General features: G+C 73.7%; 17 protein-coding genes and 1 riboswitch. Of the genes, 6 read left to right on the forward strand and 11 right to left on the reverse strand.

Features of this window, described 5'->3' with window-relative positions; all coding sequences use genetic code 11:
- Positions 1–9 precede the first annotated feature (9 nt).
- The 6 genes from ABTZ91_RS17415 to thiO all read right to left on the reverse strand — a co-directional run bounded on the left by ABTZ91_RS17415 (position 10) and on the right by thiO (position 5,807).
- Complete coding sequence (locus ABTZ91_RS17415; RefSeq protein ID WP_352078020.1) at positions 10–564, reverse strand: DUF4396 domain-containing protein; 555 nt, start codon at positions 562–564, stop codon at positions 10–12.
- A 91-nt stretch (positions 565–655) separates the two neighbouring features.
- Positions 656–1,504, reverse strand: coding sequence for a deoxyribonuclease IV (locus ABTZ91_RS17420; RefSeq protein WP_352078021.1), 849 nt, complete (start codon positions 1,502–1,504; stop codon positions 656–658).
- Positions 1,505–1,510: 6 nt separating this feature from the next.
- Positions 1,511–3,406: a Stk1 family PASTA domain-containing Ser/Thr kinase gene (gene pknB, locus ABTZ91_RS17425; protein WP_352078022.1), complete on the reverse strand. Its 1,896-nt coding sequence runs from the start codon at positions 3,404–3,406 to the stop codon at positions 1,511–1,513.
- Between the two features lie 204 nt (positions 3,407–3,610).
- Positions 3,611–4,405 carry a thiazole synthase gene (locus ABTZ91_RS17430; RefSeq protein ID WP_352078023.1) on the reverse strand — a complete coding sequence of 265 codons (795 nt, stop codon included), beginning with the start codon at positions 4,403–4,405 and terminating at the stop codon, positions 3,611–3,613.
- Between the two features lie 5 nt (positions 4,406–4,410).
- Positions 4,411–4,647 carry a sulfur carrier protein ThiS gene (thiS, locus tag ABTZ91_RS17435; RefSeq protein WP_352078024.1) on the reverse strand — a complete coding sequence of 79 codons (237 nt, stop codon included), beginning with the start codon at positions 4,645–4,647 and terminating at the stop codon, positions 4,411–4,413.
- Positions 4,644–5,807, reverse strand: a complete 1,164-nt coding sequence (gene thiO, locus ABTZ91_RS17440; protein ID WP_352078025.1) for a glycine oxidase ThiO — start codon at positions 5,805–5,807, stop codon at positions 4,644–4,646. The genes thiS and thiO overlap by 4 nt, the downstream gene beginning before the upstream one ends.
- A riboswitch (TPP riboswitch) is annotated at positions 5,805–5,917 on the reverse strand. Its footprint overlaps the gene before it by 3 nt.
- Positions 5,918–5,970: 53 nt before the next feature.
- Here thiO and ABTZ91_RS17445 point away from each other — a divergent pair.
- The 6 genes from ABTZ91_RS17445 to ABTZ91_RS17470 all read left to right on the forward strand — a co-directional run bounded on the left by ABTZ91_RS17445 (position 5,971) and on the right by ABTZ91_RS17470 (position 10,891).
- A complete protein-coding gene (locus ABTZ91_RS17445; protein ID WP_352078026.1) occupies positions 5,971–6,312 on the forward strand; it encodes a hypothetical protein in 342 nt (113 codons plus the stop codon).
- A 28-nt stretch (positions 6,313–6,340) separates the two neighbouring features.
- A complete protein-coding gene (locus tag ABTZ91_RS17450) occupies positions 6,341–7,660 on the forward strand; it encodes an FAD-dependent oxidoreductase (protein ID WP_352078027.1) in 1,320 nt (439 codons plus the stop codon).
- Positions 7,661–7,703: 43 nt separating this feature from the next.
- On the forward strand, positions 7,704–8,069 hold the full coding sequence (locus ABTZ91_RS17455) for an Rv2175c family DNA-binding protein (RefSeq protein WP_352078028.1): 366 nt from the start codon (positions 7,704–7,706) through the stop codon (positions 8,067–8,069).
- Between the two features lie 130 nt (positions 8,070–8,199).
- Positions 8,200–8,850 (forward strand): thiamine phosphate synthase, encoded by a 651-nt coding sequence (gene thiE, locus ABTZ91_RS17460; RefSeq protein WP_352078029.1) that lies wholly within the window; start codon positions 8,200–8,202, stop codon positions 8,848–8,850.
- Between the two features lie 265 nt (positions 8,851–9,115).
- Positions 9,116–10,033, forward strand: a complete 918-nt coding sequence (metF, locus tag ABTZ91_RS17465; RefSeq protein WP_352078030.1) for a methylenetetrahydrofolate reductase [NAD(P)H] — start codon at positions 9,116–9,118, stop codon at positions 10,031–10,033.
- Between the two features lie 51 nt (positions 10,034–10,084).
- Positions 10,085–10,891, forward strand: a complete 807-nt coding sequence (locus ABTZ91_RS17470) for a hypothetical protein (protein WP_352078031.1) — start codon at positions 10,085–10,087, stop codon at positions 10,889–10,891.
- A gap of 45 nt (positions 10,892–10,936) precedes the next feature.
- Here ABTZ91_RS17470 and ABTZ91_RS17475 read toward each other — a convergent pair whose 3' ends face one another.
- The 5 genes from ABTZ91_RS17475 to ABTZ91_RS17495 form a co-directional block, all read right to left on the reverse strand.
- Positions 10,937–12,373: an NAD(P)/FAD-dependent oxidoreductase gene (locus tag ABTZ91_RS17475; protein WP_352078032.1), complete on the reverse strand. Its 1,437-nt coding sequence runs from the start codon at positions 12,371–12,373 to the stop codon at positions 10,937–10,939.
- Between the two features lie 70 nt (positions 12,374–12,443).
- The gene (locus tag ABTZ91_RS17480; RefSeq protein WP_352078033.1) at positions 12,444–13,058 is read right to left on the reverse strand and encodes a DUF4126 domain-containing protein; all 615 of its coding nucleotides are present in this window, start codon (positions 13,056–13,058) and stop codon (positions 12,444–12,446) included.
- A gap of 311 nt (positions 13,059–13,369) precedes the next feature.
- A complete protein-coding gene (locus ABTZ91_RS17485; RefSeq protein WP_352078034.1) occupies positions 13,370–13,978 on the reverse strand; it encodes a TetR/AcrR family transcriptional regulator in 609 nt (202 codons plus the stop codon).
- Between the two features lie 38 nt (positions 13,979–14,016).
- Positions 14,017–16,110: a YhgE/Pip domain-containing protein gene (locus tag ABTZ91_RS17490; protein WP_352078035.1), complete on the reverse strand. Its 2,094-nt coding sequence runs from the start codon at positions 16,108–16,110 to the stop codon at positions 14,017–14,019.
- Complete coding sequence (locus ABTZ91_RS17495; protein WP_352078036.1) at positions 16,082–17,080, reverse strand: ATP-binding cassette domain-containing protein; 999 nt, start codon at positions 17,078–17,080, stop codon at positions 16,082–16,084. The genes ABTZ91_RS17490 and ABTZ91_RS17495 overlap by 29 nt, the downstream gene beginning before the upstream one ends.
- Between the last annotated feature and the right edge of the window lie 258 nt (positions 17,081–17,338).

Below are 17,338 nucleotides of genomic sequence, written 5' to 3' on the forward strand. Positions count from 1 at the left end.
TGACGGTGGTCAGTGGTACTGGTGGACGACGGCGTGGCCCTTGCCGCGCCCGATCATCCACTTGTTGACGGGGGTCGTGACCAGGAAGGCGACCAGGAAGGCGAAGGCCAGGGCGCCCCAGAACAGCCCGTCCGAGAGGTGCGCGTCCATCGCGCCGGGGACGAGGAGCAGGACCCCGTTGTCGACGATCTCCATCACGGTGATGGACAGGGTGTCGGCGGCCAGGGCGACGCCGATCGCGGCCTTCAGGGTCAGTCCGGCCCGTACGACCGCCCAGAGGGTCAGCGAGTAGCCGAAGAAGAACGCCAGGACGATCGCGAGCGCCATGGTGGGGGCGTTGCCCCAGCCCAGCGCGGTGCCGATGATCATGCCGAGCACCTCGCCGATGGCGCAGCCGGTGAGGCAGTGCAGGGTGGCCTTGGCGGCCATGGCCCAGGAGACGGGGCCGTGTCCGTGTCCCTGTCCGTGTCCGTCGCCGTGTCCGTGGTGCTGGTGGTGGCCCTGGTGCTGCTGGTGGTGTTCCGGGGTGTGCTGCTGGTGGTGGGCGTGCGCGTCGTGCTGCATGGGTGCCCCCAAGTTCGGGTAGCGGTTCCTCCGTACGCAGGAACTTATACCCCCCTAGGGTATTCCTCAACGCGGTTTTCCGCGCGGTCCGTCACCGCAGCTTCTTCAGCAGCTCCACGTCCGCCTTGTGCCCCTGCGTCCCGCCCGGCGTCTCGATGATCAACGGGACGCCCGCGGTGGCCGGATGCCCCAGCAGGTTCCCGAAGGCCTCCTGTCCGATGTGCCCCGCGCCGATGTTCGCGTGCCGGTCCTTGTGCGCCCCCACGACGTCCTTCGAGTCGTTGGCGTGGATGAGCTTCAGCCGGCCCTCGCCGACCACTTCCACCAGCTCGTCGAGGGTGCGGGTCGCGCCGTCCGGGCCCGTCAGGTCGTGGCCGGCGGCGAAGATGTGGCAGGTGTCGAGGCAGATGCCCAGCTTCGGATGCCGCTCCAGGGCGTCGAAGTACGGGCCGAAGTCCTCCGCCCGCGAGCACAGGGAGGAACCCTGCCCGGCCGTCGACTCGATGAGCAGATACGGGTCGTCCTCGTGCGTCAGCTCGTCGAGCAGCGGCAGCATCCGCTCCCGCACCTGCGCGAGCGCCTCCGCGCGCGGGCGGCCACCGGTCGCCGAACCGGTGTGCACCACGACCCCCTTCGCGCCGATCTCCCGGCCGCGGCGCAGCGAGTGGCGCAGCGACTCCACCGACCTGTCCACCGTCGCCTCGGTGTGGGAGCCGAAGTTGATCAGGTACGGGGCGTGCACCCAGGCGGAGATCCCCTCGGCCTCGCAGCCGGCCCGGAACAGCTCGTCCTGGGCCGGATTGCCGGCCGGGGTGGCCCAGCCGCGCGGATTGGCGACGAAGACCTGCACGGCCTCGGCCCCGAGCTCGCGTGCGTAGCCGAGACCGGTTCTGGCGAGGCCGCCGGCCACGGGGACATGGCCGCCGACGGGGTTGCGCATGAGTCTCTACAGTCCCTTGATCGTGATGGTGATGGTCGAGCCCTCGGCGGCGTCCGAGCCGCCCTCGACGGACTGGCCGGTGACGGTGTCGCCGAGGAACGGGAAGGTCTTCTCGACCTTCACCTGGAAGCCGGCCGCCTCCAGCTCGCCGCGGGCCTCGTCCGTCTTCATGCCGACGACGTCCGGGACCTCGGTCATCCGGGGCCCCTTGGACACGGTCAGGGTGATCGTGTCGCCCTTGGCGGCCCGGCTGCCCTCGGCGAGGGACTGCGCGGCCACCGCGCCCGGGTCCTCCGGGGAGTGGATCCGCTCCGCCGCCACCGCCACCTTGAGGCCCGCCGCCTGGAGCGTGGCCGTGGCGTCCGGCACCGACTCGCCGGTGACGTCCGGGATCTCGATCGGCACGCCCTTGCTGACCACCAGGGCGACCGCCGAGTCCGGGCTCCGCTCGGTGCCGGGCTCCGGATCGGAGCCGATCACCGCGCCCTGGGCGACGGACGGGCTGAAGGCGTACGTGATCACGCCCGGCGCCAGGCCCTCCTCGGCCAGCGTCTTCTTCGCCTCCGCGAGCGGTGTGCCCTTCAGGTTCGGCACCTTCACGATCCTCGGCCCGCGCGAGAGGGTGAGCGTCACCGTGTCGTTGCCGCGGATCCGCTCGCCGGGCGCCGGGTCGACGGCCATGACCGTGCCGCGCTCGTACACGTCGCTGTACGCGCGCTCGGTGGTGCCGACGTCGAGACCGGCGTCGGCGAGCCGCTGCGTGGCCTGCGCCTCGGTCTGGCCGAGGACGGCGGGGACGCGCGTGAACTGGCCCGAGTTGATGTACCAGACACCCGTCCCGAGGCCGAGGGCCAGCAGGACGGCGGCGACGACCAGGAACGCCCGGCGGCGGGGCGCCGCGACCGGGCCCGGGGCCGGATCGGGAACCGGGGGAGCGGGCAGCCGGCTCGTGTGCTCGACCGGCAGCGGACGGATCCGCGGAATCACGCTGGTCCGGTCCTCCGCGTGGCTCCGTGCCCCGTCCCGGGCCTGCGGCGGTACGGCGTCCAGCTGCTCCTCGCTGAGGGCGGCGCGCGCCTCACGGGTCAGGGCCAGCAGCGCGACCGCGTCGTACGGGCGGGCCTCGGGGTCCCGCGCGGTGGCGCTCGCCACCAGCTCGTCCAGCTCCGCGGGCAGGCCCGGGACGACGGCGGAGGGCGCCGGGACGTCGGTGTTCAGATGCCGGTACAGGACCTGGGCGGGGGTGTCCCCGGAGTGCGGCTTGGCGCCCGTCAGCATCTCGTAGAGGACGACACCGCACGCGTACACGTCGGCGCGGGTGTCGGCGGTGCCGTGCTCGATCTGCTCCGGCGCGAGGTACGACACGGTGCCGAGGACGGCACCGGTGGTGTCCGTGGCCGAGCCCACGGCGCGCACCAGCCCGAAGTCGGCCACCTTCACCCGGCCGTCGTCCCCGATCAGGACGTTCTCCGGCTTCATGTCCCGGTGCACGAACCCGGCCCGGTGCGCGGCCCCCAGCGCGGCGAGCACCGGCTCCAGCACGTCCAGCGCCGCACGGGGCTGGAGCGCACCGCGCTCGCGCAGCACGTCGCGCAGCGTGCATCCGGCGACGTACTCCATCGCCAGGTACACGTACGCCCCGTCCGCGCCCTGGTCGAAGACCCCGACCACGTTCGGGTGCGCGAGCCGCGCGACGGACTTGGCCTCGCGCATGAACCGCTCCACGAACGCGGCGTCCGTGGCCAGGTCCGGGTGCATCACCTTGAGCGCGAGCACCCGGTCGAGTCGGGTGTCCACGGCCCGGTAGACCGTGGCCATCCCACCGACGGCCACCCGCGCCTCGACGCGGTAGCGGCCGTCGAGCAGCCGCCCGACGAGGGGGTCCTGGAGGGTCGTGTCCACCCGTCGAGTCTACGAGGGCGGGCCACCCTCCCGGCCCGCCCCCGTGGGGTTGCAGCGCACCTGTGACGCGGGCCTCGGCGGGAGACCGCCCTGGCGCGGGGCCAGGGGCCGGGCCAGGGGGCGGCCCTGGCAAGGGGGCCGGGCCGCGGAGCCCCGGGAAACGCCCCCACCCCCGGGAAGGGGGCGGGGGAGGAGACCCGTCGGTCAGAAGGCCGGGCGTTCGGGGTCCAGGTGGGCGCGGCCGTCGCGCGGGGACGACGCCTCCGCGAAGTGGCGGCGCGGGATGCGCCCCGCACGGTACGCCAGGCGCCCCGCCTCGACCGCGTGCCGCATCGCCTCCGCCATCAGCACCGGCTCCTGCGCCCGCGTCACGGCCGAGGCCAGCATCACCGCCGCGCACCCCAGCTCCATCGCCTGCGCCGCGTCGGACGCCGTCCCCGCCCCCGCGTCCAGGATCACCGGCACCCCCGCCCGCTCCACGATCAGCTCGAAGTTGTGCGGGTTGCGGATGCCGAGGCCGGACCCGATGGGCGAACCCAGCGGCATGATCGCGGCGCAGCCGGCGTCCTCCAGCTTCCGGGCCAGCACCGGGTCGTCATTCGTGTACGGCAGGACGATGAAACCGTCGTCCACCAGCGTCTCCGCCGCCGCGAGCAGCTCCTCGCCGTCCGGGAGTAGGGTCCGCTCGTCGGCGATGACCTCCAGCTTCACCCACTCCGTGCCGAGTGCCTCCCGGGCCAGCCGGGCCGTCAGGACCGCCTCGCCCGCCGTGTAGCAGCCCGCCGTGTTCGGCAGGACCCGGATGCCCAGCCGTTCCAGGACCGACAGCACCGAGCCGCGTACGTTCGGATCGAGGCGGCGCATGGCCACGGTGGTCAGCTCCGTGCCGCTGGCGACGAGGGAGCGTTCGAGCACGTCGAGGCTGGGCGCCCCGCCGGTGCCCATGATCAGGCGGGAGGAGAACTCCGTACCGCCGAGCAGGAAGACGTCGTCGGACATCGCGCTCAGCCTCCCTGTACCGCGGTGAGGACCTCGATCCGGTCGCCGTCGCCGAGCACGGTCGTGGCCCACCGGCCGCGCGGCACGACGGTCTCGTTGACGGCGGCGGCCACTCCGGCCGAGGCCGTGGTGAGGGTGGCGACGAGGGCGTCGAGGGAGACCGGGCCCGCCAGGACGCGGGCCTCTCCATTGACGGACACGGTGAGGGATGCGTCGGCGGACGTGTTCACGGATGCGTTCATGCGTGCTCCAGATGCGCGGAGGAGAAGCGAAGGGCGGTGAACGGGCGCGCCTCGTCCGGCAGCGTGCCGGTCGTGAGCGCCTCCGCCATGACATCGCCGGTGACGGGGGTGAGCAGCACCCCGTTGCGGTAGTGGCCGGTGGCCAGGTGCAGTCCGGGCAGGGCGCTCGGGCCCAGCAGCGGCGCGTTGTCGGGTGAGCCGGGCCGCAGCCCGGCGCGGGTCTCGGTGAGCGGCAGCTCGGTGATGCCGGGCACCAGTTCGTGCGCGTCGCGCAGCAGCTCGTACACCCCGCCCGCGGTGACGGTCGTGTCCCAGCCGAGCTCCTCGCTGGTGGCGCCGACGACGAGCTCGCCGTTCTCGCGCGGGACGAGGTAGACATGGCTGCCGCGCACCACCGCCCGGACCGTCCGGGAGAGGAACGGCGCGTACGCGGGCGGCACGCGCAGCCGCAGCACCTGCCCCTTCACGGGCCGTACGGGCGGCAGCACGTCCGCCGGTACGCCGGCGAGCCGGCCGCTCAGACTGCCCGCGGCCAGCACCACCTGGTCCGCCGCCCGCTCGGTCCCGTCGGCCAGGACCGCGCCGCGGGCCCGGTCGCCGACCACCGTGAGCCGCTCCGCCGTGGAACGGTGGAAGACCACCCCGGCCCGCTCGCAGGCGGTCACGAGCGCGTCGGCGAGCCGGCGCGGATCGACCTGGTGGTCGCCGTCCACGCGCAGCCCGCCCCGCACGCCGGGGGCCAGCATCGGTTCGAGGCGGCGGCACTCGCGGCCGGTCAGCCACTCGGAGGCGAGTCCGCAACGGGTCTGCAGGGCGTGCAGTTCGCGCAGGTGGGCCCGGTCGTCGGCGTCGAGCGCGACGGCGAGGGTGCCGCACGCGCGGTAGCCGACGTCGTGGCCGGTGGTCTCGGCGAGTTCGGCGACGAAGTCCGGATAGCGGCGGGCGGAGGCGAGGTTGAGCCCGAGAAGGGTCTCCTCGCCGTAGTGGAGCTCGGTGACGGCGGCGAGCATGCCCGCCGCCACCCGGGCGGCCCCGCCGCCCGGTTCGGGGTCGGCCACGGCGGTGCGCAGCCCGCGCTGCGCGGCCCGCCACGCCGTGACCAGACCGATGACGCCGCCCCCGATGACGAGGACGTCGGACGTGCTCGGTGTACGCGACATGGGCGTCCAGCCCCTCCCTTCGCCGGCATGACCCGGATCAGGTTCGTACGGTCGGAGGCCGGTCAGCCTCCCTCTCAGCCCGGTGCGTCCGGGCTCCCGCGAGTGCTCTACGTTGACGGTCAGACTAACCCCCGCCCCCGACACCCCGTAAGGGAGCCTCCACGTGGCGCGATCCCTCGACGGACTGGTCTTCGCCCCCGTCGCCGACCAGGCCCCCGGCCAGGTCGGTACCCGCACCCGGTTCACGTATCACGAGGAGGACGGCCGGATCTGGGCCGAGTACGCCGGCGGGGACGTGGTCCGGGGAAGTCTCGTCGGCACGCGCGCGGGGGACCGGCTCGACTTCCGCTACGTCCAGTTGAAGCAGGACGGATCCACCTCTTCCGGGCACTGTGTGTCGACCGTGGTGGAGCTGCCGGACGGGCGCCTCCGGCTGGAGGAGAGCTGGGCATGGGAGTCCCAGGAAGGCGCCGGCACCAGTTTCGTCGAGCAGCTGCCTTCCTGACGTTGCGTCAGCTGCGTAAGGTGATCGGGTGAGCGAGCAGAAGCAGACACAGCGGACACAGCGGCGGGTCGTGATCGTGGGCGCCGGCATGGCCGGGGTCCAGACCGCCGTCGCCCTGCGCGAACAGGGCTTCACCGGTCCGGTCACCCTCATCGGCGCCGAACCCCACCAGCCCTACGACCGGCCGCCGCTGTCCAAGGCGGTCCTGCTCGGCACGGCCGAGGGCTCGGCCTTCGACATCGACTTCGACGCCCTCGGCGTCGAACTCCGCCTCGGCGTCGAGGTCACCGGACTGCGCGCGGCCGACCACGAGGTCGACACCGAGGCCGGCCCCGTCCCGTACGACACGCTCGTCGTCGCCACCGGCGCCCAGCCGCTCACCCTGCCCGGCGGCGAGGGCGTTCCCGGGGTGCATCTGCTGCGCACCCTCGACGACGCCGCCCGGCTCAAGCCGGTCCTCGAACGCCGTCACGACATCGTCGTCGTCGGCGCCGGCTGGATCGGCGCCGAGTTCGCCACCGCCGCCCGCGAGGCCGGCTGCGCCGTCACCGTCGTCGAGGCCGCGGACCGGCCCCTCGCCGGCGCCCTGCCCGCCGAGGTGACCGCCCCGATGGCCGCCTGGTACGCCGAGAGCGGCACCGAACTCCTCCTCCACGCACGCGTGGAGCGCGTCGAGCAGGGACGGGTCCTCCTCGCCCCCACCACCGCCCCCGAGGGAACCCGGGCCTCCGCCCCGGCCCAGGCCCCCGACCGCGCGGAAACCCCGGTTTCCGACCGCGCCTCCGCCGCCGCCGCGCCCCGCGAACTGCCCGCCGACGCCGTCGTCGTCGGCATCGGCGCCCGCCCCGCCACCGGCTGGCTCGCGGGCTCGGGGGCCGCCCTCGACCCGAGCGGCGCGCTCACCGCCGACGACCACCTGCGCACCACGCTGCCCGACGTGTACGCGGTCGGCGACTGCGCCTCCTTCCCGTCCGCCCGTTACGGCGAACGGCTCCTGGTCCACCACTGGGACAACGCCCTCCAGGGCCCCCGCACCGTCGCCGCCGACATCCTCGGCGAGACCGCCGCGCCCTACGACCCGGTGCCCTACTTCTGGTCCGAGCAGTTCGGCCGTTTCGTGCAGTACGCCGGGCACCACGGCGCCGCCGACACCCTGCTGTGGCGCGGCGACCCCGCCGACGCGGCCTGGACCGTCCTCTGGCTGCGCGGCGACGCGCTCGTGGCCCTGCTGGCGGTGGGCCGCCCCCGCGACCTGGCCCAGGGGCGACGGCTGATCGAGCACGGCACGCCCGTCGACCGGGAGCGGGCCGCGGACCCCTCCGTACCCCTGAAGGCGGCAGTCCGGTAGGGCCCGACTACCGGCTGTCAGTCCGGGATGGCACGCTTGTCCCGTGACCGAGATTGACGCAAAGATCGATGCTCTCGTCCCCGCCTGGCTCTACCTCCCCGACATCGCGGAAATGCTCGACGTCGAGGTGACGCGCGTGCGGCAGCTGGTCAAGGAGGGCCAGCTCATCGCCGTCCGCCGTGGGGAGAACAAGGCGCTGCAGGTGCCTGCCGCCTTCATCCAGGGCGGCAAGGTCGTCAAGGGCCTCGCGGGCACCCTGACGCTCCTGCGGGACGACGGCTTCACCGACGAAGAGATGCTGGAGTGGCTCTTCACTCCCGACCCGACCCTGCCCGGCACCCCCGCGCAGGCCCTCGGCGAGAATCGCGGCACGGAGGTGAAGCGCCGCGCCCAGGCGCTCGCCGTCTGACGCGGCGCCGCACCGAGGCATCGCGAACACGGGGGACGCTCGCCGAGCGGACCCACGACAGCACCGCGGGTGCCGGGGCGGCCCTTCAGGCCGTCCCGGCACCGGCACCATCCACCAAGGGGGGACGCCCATGTCCACGCCTCGCGCCCGGCTCGCCGACGCCCGGCTCTACCTGTGCACCGACGCCCGCAAGCGGCAGGGCGACCTGCCCGCCTTCCTGGACGCCGTGCTCTCCTCCGGCGTGGACATCGTGCAGCTCCGCGACAAGGGCATGGAGGCCGGCGAGGAGCTGGAGCACCTGGCCGTCTTCGCCGAGGCCTGCCGCCGCCACGGCAAGCTCCTCGCCGTCAACGACCGGGCCGACGTCGCCCACGCCATCGGCTCCGACGTCCTGCATCTCGGCCAGGGCGACCTGCCCGTGCCCGCCGCCCGCGCCATCCTGGGCGACGAGGTGCTCATAGGCCGCTCCTGCCACGCCGAGGAGGAGGTGGCCGCGGCCGCCGCCGAGCCGGGCGTGGACTACTTCTGCACCGGCCCCTGCTGGCCCACCCCCACCAAGCCGGGCCGGTACGCTCCGGGCCTCGGCCTCGTGCGGTACGCGGCGGGCCTCGCCCAGGACCGGCCCTGGTTCGCCATCGGCGGCATCGACGAGACCAACCTGGACGAGGTCCTCGACGCCGGCGCCCGCCGGATCGTGGTCGTCCGCGCCATCACCGAGGCCGACGACCCGGCCGCCGCCGCGGCCGCCCTCGCCAAGCGGGTCCGCGAACGCCTCGGGTGACGGGCGGCGGACCCGGCCGCCCTGCCACGTACATCGTCCCTGTCTGGCCACCCTGACCGGGTGGATCGTCCCGGTCGGGGCGCCCTGCCGCGTAGATCGTCCTGGTCGGGGCACGCTGCCACGTAGATCGTCCCGGTCCGGCCGCCCCGACCCGGTGGATCGTCCCGGTCCGGGCGTCCGGCAGCCCTCCCGCCGGCGTCCTGAAACGTGTCCACAAGGCGGACTCGGCTTCACCCCGTTCCGAGACCCCGTCTAACCTGCCCTTATGGCCCTTGGTACCGCTTCCGTCCGCTCGGACCGTGCACGCACGGTCCGCGACATCCTCGCCTCCGGTGACACGTCGTACTCGTTCGAGTTCTTCGCGCCCCGGACCGAGAAGAGCGAGCGGAGCCTCTGGAACGCCATGCGCCGGATCGAGGCGGTCGGGCCGAGCTTCGTCTCCGTCACCTACGGCGCCGGCGGCTCCACGCGCGGAGGCACGGTCAAGGCCACCCAGAAGATCGCCTCCGACACCACCCTCACCCCGGTCGCCCACCTCACCGCCGTCGACCACTCGATCGCCGAGCTCCGCAACATCCTCGGCCAGTACGCCGACGCCGGGATCCGGAACATGCTCGCCGTCCGCGGCGACCCGCCGGGCGACCCGCTCGGCGAGTGGGTCGCCCACCCCCAGGGCGTGCGCTACGCCGCCGACCTCGTCCGGCTGATCAAGGAGTCGGGCGACTTCTGCGTGGGCGTCGCCGCCTTCCCGGAGATGCACCCGCGCTCCGCCGACTGGGACACCGACGTCCGCCACTTCGTGGACAAGTGCCGGGCCGGCGCCGACTACGCCATCACCCAGATGTTCTTCGACCCGGAGGCCTATCTGCGGCTGCGCGACAGCGTCCAGAAGGCGGGCTGCGAGACCCCGATCATCCCCGAGGTCATGCCCGTGGTGAGCGTCCGTACCCTGGAGCGGCTGCCCCAGCTGAGCAACGCGGTCTTCCCGGAGAACGTGAAAGAACGGATCCTCGCCGTCAAGGACGATCCGGCCGCTGTACGCTCCATTGGCATCGAGTTCGCGACGGAGTTCTGCGCGCGGCTGCTCTCCGAGGGTGTCCCCGGACTGCACTTCATCACGCTGAACAACGCCAGGGCGACGCTCGAGATCTACGAGAATCTCGGACTGCACCAGCAGTCGTGACCGGCCGTACCCGCCCCTACCCGCGGCGGTGGCCGTAGGAGAGGGGCGGGCATGGGGTGGACGGTCCTCTACATCGCGTTCGGTGTCGTCGCGTTGTGGCTGCTGGGTGAGGTGCTCCTGCAGTACAAGGCGCGGCTGCGCTGGCGGCTGCTGGCCTTCGGCGGCTTCCTCGGCGTGGTCCTCGGCGTGCTGCTGCCGTCGGTGCTCGTCATCATCCTCGGCGCCGCCGCCTTCGCCGTCGGCCAGACCTATGTGACGCTCTCCTTCCGGCGCGGCTTCTCCACCGGCTGGGCCCTGGGCGGCCGTCCGGGCGCCAGCCGCCGCCGCAGGTCCGCGGCGCCGGCCAAGGAGGGGCCGACCCTCGAGGTCAGCGACCTCGCGTACGAGCCGGTCGACCCTGCCGGTCCGCTCGACCCCACCGGGGACCGGACGGACGCGGCGGCCGCCGAGACCACGGCGGTGTACGAGCCGCTGCCGATGCCCGAGGAGACCGGCCAGTACGCCGTCTACGGCGCCGTCCACGACCAGCAGCAGGCGCAGCCGCCGTACGCCGACCCGTACGCCGCCGCCGGATACGAGCAGCAGCCCGCGTACGACTACGGCACCGTCGGCCGGCAGAGCTACGCGGCCTACTCCGACCCGTACATCGGCCAGCAGTACAACGACCCGGGCGCGCAGTACGGCGGCGGCTACGAGCAGCCCTACGCGGATCCGTACGCGCCCTCGTACACCTACGACACCCCGCCCGGCGGCGTCTGGGTCCCGCAGCAGCGGGACACCGACGCCGGGCAGGAGCCGCAGCCGGGCCAGGAGCACTACGGCCACGGCGGCGGCAACGACCAGCAGTACCGCTACTGACCGGCTGCCGGGGGCCGGCCGCGCCGCCGCGCACCCGCTGACGGGCTACCGCGAGCCGCGGAAGCCCGCGCCCTCCACGATCAGCCCGGCCACCAGCGCCCCCGACATCCCGGCGTGGGCGAGCCCGCCGCCGGGGTGGGACCAGCCGCCGACGAAGTACAGGCCGGGGAGCGGCGAGGGGTTGGCGGCGGGCAGGAGCCGGCCGCCCGCCCCCGCGAGCGCGGGGCCGGGCACCTCGGCGACGCCCGTCTCGCGCAGCGTGTCCTGCGGGGTGCGGACCTCCTGCCACAGCAGCCGCTCCCGCAGCCCGGGGACGGCCGGCTCGGCCTGGGCCAGCATCCGCTCGGCGACGGCGCTCCAGTCCTGACCGCCCCCGGTGCGGACGGTCGCCGTGACGGTCACCGACTCGTGGTCGTCGTCGGGCCGCAGGGCCGGATCGTCCGGCCGCAGCACGGTCACGCCGGGCAGGTCCCCGGTGCCGTGCACGACCGTACGGTGCACGGCGTCCGGCTCCCTCGGCCCGCGCAGGGCCAGACAGACCGTCACCCGGCCCGTGCGGTCCGGCCGGTCGGCGCGCGGCGGCTCCTGACCGCGCGGCAAAAGTCGCCGGCCCCCGTCGTGATGCGACGGCACCGGCGCGCCCGACACGACGTGGTCGGCCTCGACGACCTCCCCACCGGCCAGCTCGATCCCGCACGCCCGGCCGTCCTTCTCCAGGATCCGCTCGACGTGCGCGTCGAACACGAACTCCACCCGCCGCTGCCGGCACCGCTCGTACACCGCGTCCGCGAGCGCTCGGATGCCGCCGCCCACGTACCAGCTGCCGAAGGTCTGCTCCATGTACGGCAGCACGGCGGCCGCGGCGGGGGCGGTCGCCGGGTCGAAGCCGTAACTCCACGCGTACGCGCCGAGGAGCGCGGCCAGCCGCGGGTCGCGCAGCTCGCGGGAGCCGACCTGGGCGAGCGTGGTCGTCGGCCGGCGCAGCAGGCCCGCCTTGAGGGCCGGGTAGGGCTCGCGGCCCAGCGGCGCCGGGTCCGCGGGTTGCGGCTCCTCCAGGAGGGGCCGCCGGGTGCGGTCCCAGGCCTCGCGGGCCCGCACCAGGAAGTCGCCCCAGCGCTCGCCGGCACCCGCGCCGAGCGCCGCGTCCAGGGCGGCGACCGTGCCCGCGCGTGAGGCGTTCGGCAGGTCGACGCGGGTGCCGTCGGCGAAGACGTGACGGCTCGCCGGGTCGACCTGGGTGAGCGTCACGCACTCTTCGAGCGGCTGCTTGCCGGTCTTGACGAACAGATCGCGGTAGACGGCGGGCAGGTGCAGCAGACCGGGGCCGGTGTCGTAGCCGAACCCGTCCCGCTCGAACCGGCGGACCCCGCCCCCGTACGTCCCGCCGCTCTCGTACACCGTCACGCGGTGGCCCGCCACGGCCAGCCGGGCGGCTGCCGCCATGGCGCCGAGACCCGCGCCGATCACCACAATCCGTGCCATGTCAGGGACCCTATCGGCCCCCGCGGACAGCCCGGCCGGAAGGTGCCCGGTCAGGCGGAAGGTGCCCGGGTCAGCCGGAGGGCGGCCGGCCGGCCGCCGCCAGGCGCCGCTCCTCGCGACGCTGGGCCCGGCGCCGCCAGAAGCGGCGGATGCGCTGGGCGAGGAAGGCCAGTATCACCAGACCGCCGACCAGCAGCACGCCCGCGATGACGGCCGCCGCGACCGGATGGAAGACCGCGAAGGTGACGATGCCGGCGACCCCGAGGTCCTCCGCCAGGGACACGGCGATGTTGGAGAAGGGCTCCGGCGAGGTGTTGACCGCCATCCGCGTCCCGGCCTTGACGAGGTGGCTCAGCAGGGCCGTGGAGCCGCCGACCGCACCCGCCGCCAGCTCCGGCAGCGAACCGGACTGCCCGGCGAGCAGCGCGGCGACCACGGCCCCGCTGACCGGCCGGATCACCGTGTGGACGGAGTCCCAGACGTTGTCGACGTACGGGATCTTGTCGGCGACCGCCTCGCACAGGAACAGCACTCCGGCGGCGATCAGGACGTCGGGCCGTTGCAGCGCCTCGGGCACCTCGTCGGCGAGCCCGGTGGCGCCGAAGACACCGAGCAGCAGGACCACCGCGTACGCGTTGATCCCGCTCGCCCAGCCGCTCGTGAAGACCAGGGGGAGTACGGACACGTCCGCGATCGTAGCCAGCTCTGAGTACCCGTACCTAGAAGCCGAGATGAGTAGGTGCGCGGATGGGCCGTGACCTGCGCGGAAGGGAGAGTGGACCGCACGGAAGGGGCGCGGCTCCGCAACCGCCGACACGGGGCGGCGGAACGGGGCCGCGCGCCTGCCGGTACGGGGGACACGGGGGACACGGGGAATACGGGGGAACGGGGGAACGGGGGAGCACGGGGGTGCGAAAGAAGCGCCGGTCCGGCGAGGCTCGGGGGGATCGAGCCTCGCCGGACCGGCGCTCTTCGCTTCCGGCCGGGCGCGTGTCCCTAGCAGCCGCCCACGCGCCCGTGCAGCAGCCGCGAGAGGGCCGCGTGCACGTCGTCGAGGGAGCGCTCGCTCTGGAAGGCCTGCCAGTCGAGCGCGGCCACCAGGACCATGCCGACCAGGGCGGACGCCGTCAGCGGCACATCGATCTCGGCGCTCAGCTCACCGGCCGCCACGCCCTCGCGCAGCACGTCCTCCACCACCGCGACGGCCTCCTGACGGACCACCAGGAGGGTCGAGTTCCAGGCCCGTCCGGTGCGCCAGAGCTCGGCCACGTACAGCTGGGTGAAGGCCGGGTAGCGGTCGATGAAGACCAGACCGGCCCGGATCATCGCGTCCAGCGCCTCCACCCGGGTGCCGCCCCGCCCGGCGGTCTCCTCGGCCGCCGCCCGCAGGGACGCGGCGAGGAGGGCGACCCCGTGCCTCAGCAGCTCCTCGAAGAGCTCGGTCTTGCTCTTGAAGTTGTAGTAGACCGTGCCCTTGGCCACGCCCGCCCGCTCGGCGATCTCGTCGACCGTCGTCGCCGAGAAGCCCTGCTCCGCGATGAGGGTGACGGCCGCTTCGTAGAGCTTGGCGCGGGTGGCCTGCCGTCTGGTGCTGCTGCTGTCCATGGGGTCGATTCTCACAGGTCCGCCGGTCGCCACGGGGCTCACAGGGACAGTTCGGGGTGGAGCCGGTCGAGTGTCCACACCTGCTTCTGGCGGGCGGACAGCGCGGTCAGCGCGAGCGCGCCCACGGTGAAGGCGGTGAGCACGGCGCACGCCTGCCACACCGGTCCGATGCCGCCGCCCGTGATGAGCCGGCGCAGCGCCTCGACCACGTACGTCATGGGCAGGTAGGGGTGGACGGCGTTGAAGAAGCCCGGACTGGTCTGCACGGGGTAGGTGCCGCCGGCCGAGGTCAGCTGGAGCATCAGCACCGCGAGCACCAGGATGCGTCCCGCCGCGCCGAACTTGGCGTTGAGCCACTGGATGATGGCGGCGAAGCAGCAGGTCACCAGGACGAGGAAGCCGACGGTGCCGGCGGCCCTTGCCATCTGCAGGCCGAGGCCCCAGTGGAGCACGGACATCAGCGCGCTCACCTGGGCGACGCCGATCGCGGCGACCGGCAGCCAGCCCGCGAGCGCGATCCGCCAGGCGGAGGCGCCGGCGGCCAGGGCCCGCCGGTTGAGCGGCTGGATGATCATGTACGCGACCATCGCGCCGACCCAGAGGGAGAGCGGGATGAAGTACGGGGCGAACCCGGTGCCGTAGTTGGGCGCCTTGTGCATCGACTGGGCGGCGAGCTTGACCGGGTCGGCCATCACCTCGGTGCGGCGGTCGCGGTCGTTCTTGTCGTAGTCGGGGATCTTCTTCAGGCCGTCGCTGAGGCCGGTGGCGAGCTCGCCCGAGCCGTCGGCCAGCTTGAACAGGCCGCCGTCGAGTTCGCCCGCGCCCTTCTTCAGCTTGCCGACGCCGGTGTCGAGGCCGGCCGAACCGCTGCGGGCGCTGGTGAGGCCGGTGTGCAGCCGGTCGGCGCCGTCGGCGACCTGGTGGGCGCCCTTGTTGAGCTCGTTGATCTTCCTGATGGCGTCCGCGATGTCCTCGTCCAGGCGCGGGGAGCGCCGGGCGAGCTCGTCGGCGTCCTTCTTGAGCTTGGCGAGCCGGGCGTCCAGGGTCTTCAGGTCGCCCTTGCTGTCCTTGGTCAGCTCGTGCAGGTCGTCGGCGATCCGCGCGACGTCGCCGGCGCTGACCGATGCCTTCTTGAGGACCTCGCAGCCCTTGGTGTCCTTCAGGGGGTCGAGCTTGTCGACGCACTGCTCGCGGTAGTACGCGGACAGCTCCTCGTCGGCCTTGTGGGCGGCGCTGCGGGCGATCGGGGCGCGGCGCACCAGGTCGTCCAGGTTGTTGCGGACGGCGGTCGCCGAGTCGGAGACCAGCCGGGCGCTGTCGCGGATCGACTTGCCGTTGTTCGCGAGGTACGGGCGGACCTTGTCGGCGGTCCCGTTGACCTTGTCGGCGAGCTGCTGGGTGCCGTTCGCGACCTTGCGGGAACCGGTCTCCAGGTCCTTGGCGCCCTGGTCGAGCCGGGTGATGCCCGAGGCCAGCCTGCCGCTGCCCTTCTTGGCGTCCTTGAGGCCGTCGGCCAGGTTCTTGGAGCCCGCCTTGGCCTTGTCGACGCCCTCCTTGAGGTCGCCGGCGCCCTTGGCGGCGTCCGCGGTGGCGTCGTGGAGGTCGGAGAAGGAGATGAAGATCTTGTCCAGGAAGGTGCGCGCGGACTTGGTGGAGGCGGCGGTGCGTACCTCGGAGAACACCGTGCGGGAGATCTGGCCGACGATGTAGTTGTTGGCGTCGTTCGTCCGGACCCTGAGGGCGCCGGTCTCGGGGGAGTCGCCGGAGCTGGAGGCGATCCGCTCGCTGAAGTCGGCCGGCATGGTGAGGGACAGGTAGTACGTGCCGTCCTCGACGCCCTCGCGCGCCTCGGCGTCGCTCACCTCGTGCCACTCGAAGACGGCGCTCTCGCGCAGGCTCTCGGTGATGTCGGCGCCCGCGGAGATCTTCTTCCCGTCGACGGTGGCGCCGCGGTCCTCGTTGACGAGGGCGACGGGGATCCGGTCGAGCCTGCTGTACGGGTCCCAGAACGACCACAGGTACAGCGCGCCGTACAGCAGCGGCAGCAGCAGGATCGCGACGAGCGCGGCCCGCGGCAGCTTCCCCCTGCCGAACCGCTTCAGCTCAAGCGCGGCGAGCCTCGGCGAGCGCATCGGCCTCCCCCTTCTCGGTCTTCTCGGTCTTCGTGGTGTCGGTCGACTCGGCGGGCTTCGTGGCGTCGGCGGCGGTCTTCGCGTCGGTCGACCCGTCGGTCTTCGCGGCGTCGGTCGACCCGTCGGGCTGCGCTGTGTCGGTCGACTCGTCGGGCTCCGCTGCGTCCGTCGACCCGTCGGGCTCGGTGGCGTCGGCGGCGGGCTCCGCGGTCTTCGTCCCGGCGGTGCCGGCGCCGGGCGCGACCGCGGCGGGCTCGTCCCGGTCGCCGGCCGTGGAGACCCGCAGGGCGCCCTCGGGGGCCTCGCTGCACACGGCGAGGACGGTGGTGCCGGCCGCGGCGATCGACCGCAGCAGGGCCCAGGCCTCGGCGCGGTCGGCGTCGGAGAGCTTGAGGTCGGCGTCGTCCAGGGCGAGCAGCCGGGGCCGGCCGATGAGGGCGAGCGCGAGGGAGAGCCGCAGTGCCTCCAGGCGCTCCAGGTCCCGTACGGCCGTGCGCTCGCCCTTCGGCAGCGCGTCCAGGCCGAGCCCGACGGCCGTCAGGGCCTCGTCGATCCGGGCCCGTGCCTCGGCGGCCCGCTCGCCCGGCGGGCGCAGCAGCGCCTTGAGGGAACCGTCGAAGCGGCGCTGGAGCAGGGCCCGCTCGCGCAGGTGCTCGGCGACGGTGAGAGCCGGGTCCAGGTCGCTGACGCCCGGCACCGGCCCAAGCGCGCTGATCCGGCGCACGGCCGCCATCCTGCGGGGCAACCGGTGCCCGGCGACCTCGGCGTGACCCTCATGGGCCTTCATGCGGCCGGTGAGGGCGAGCAGCAGACAGGTCCGGCCGGAGCCGGAGGGCCCCTCGATCGCGACGAGCGTGCCGGGCGCGGCCTCGAAGCCGATGCCGCGGAACGCCCACCCGCGCGGCCCCTTCAGACCGAACCCCTCCGCGACGACGGCGGCGCCGTGCGGCTCGTCCGGATGCGCTTCCACGATCCCCCTCTTTCGAACCAGGCTTTTGAACTGACCAGTCAGTGCAAAAAGCTACCGCTGTGCGGGCGCGGAGGCAAAACTTCTGACGGCCGGTAGGGGGCCGGTCCGGCCGCCGCACCGGAGAGGGCGAGCGCGGCCCGTCGTCCGGTGAGCGGCCCGTGCGCGGCACAGACCCCTCCCGCCACCGTCGATTCGACGGAAACGCCCAGGTCAGGGCCGATTGTCAGTGGTGCCGTGCACGATGAACACATACGGCCA

The sequence above is a fragment of the Streptomyces sp. NPDC126499 genome (assembly GCF_040302485.1).
GTDB lineage: Bacteria > Actinomycetota > Actinomycetes > Streptomycetales > Streptomycetaceae > Streptomyces.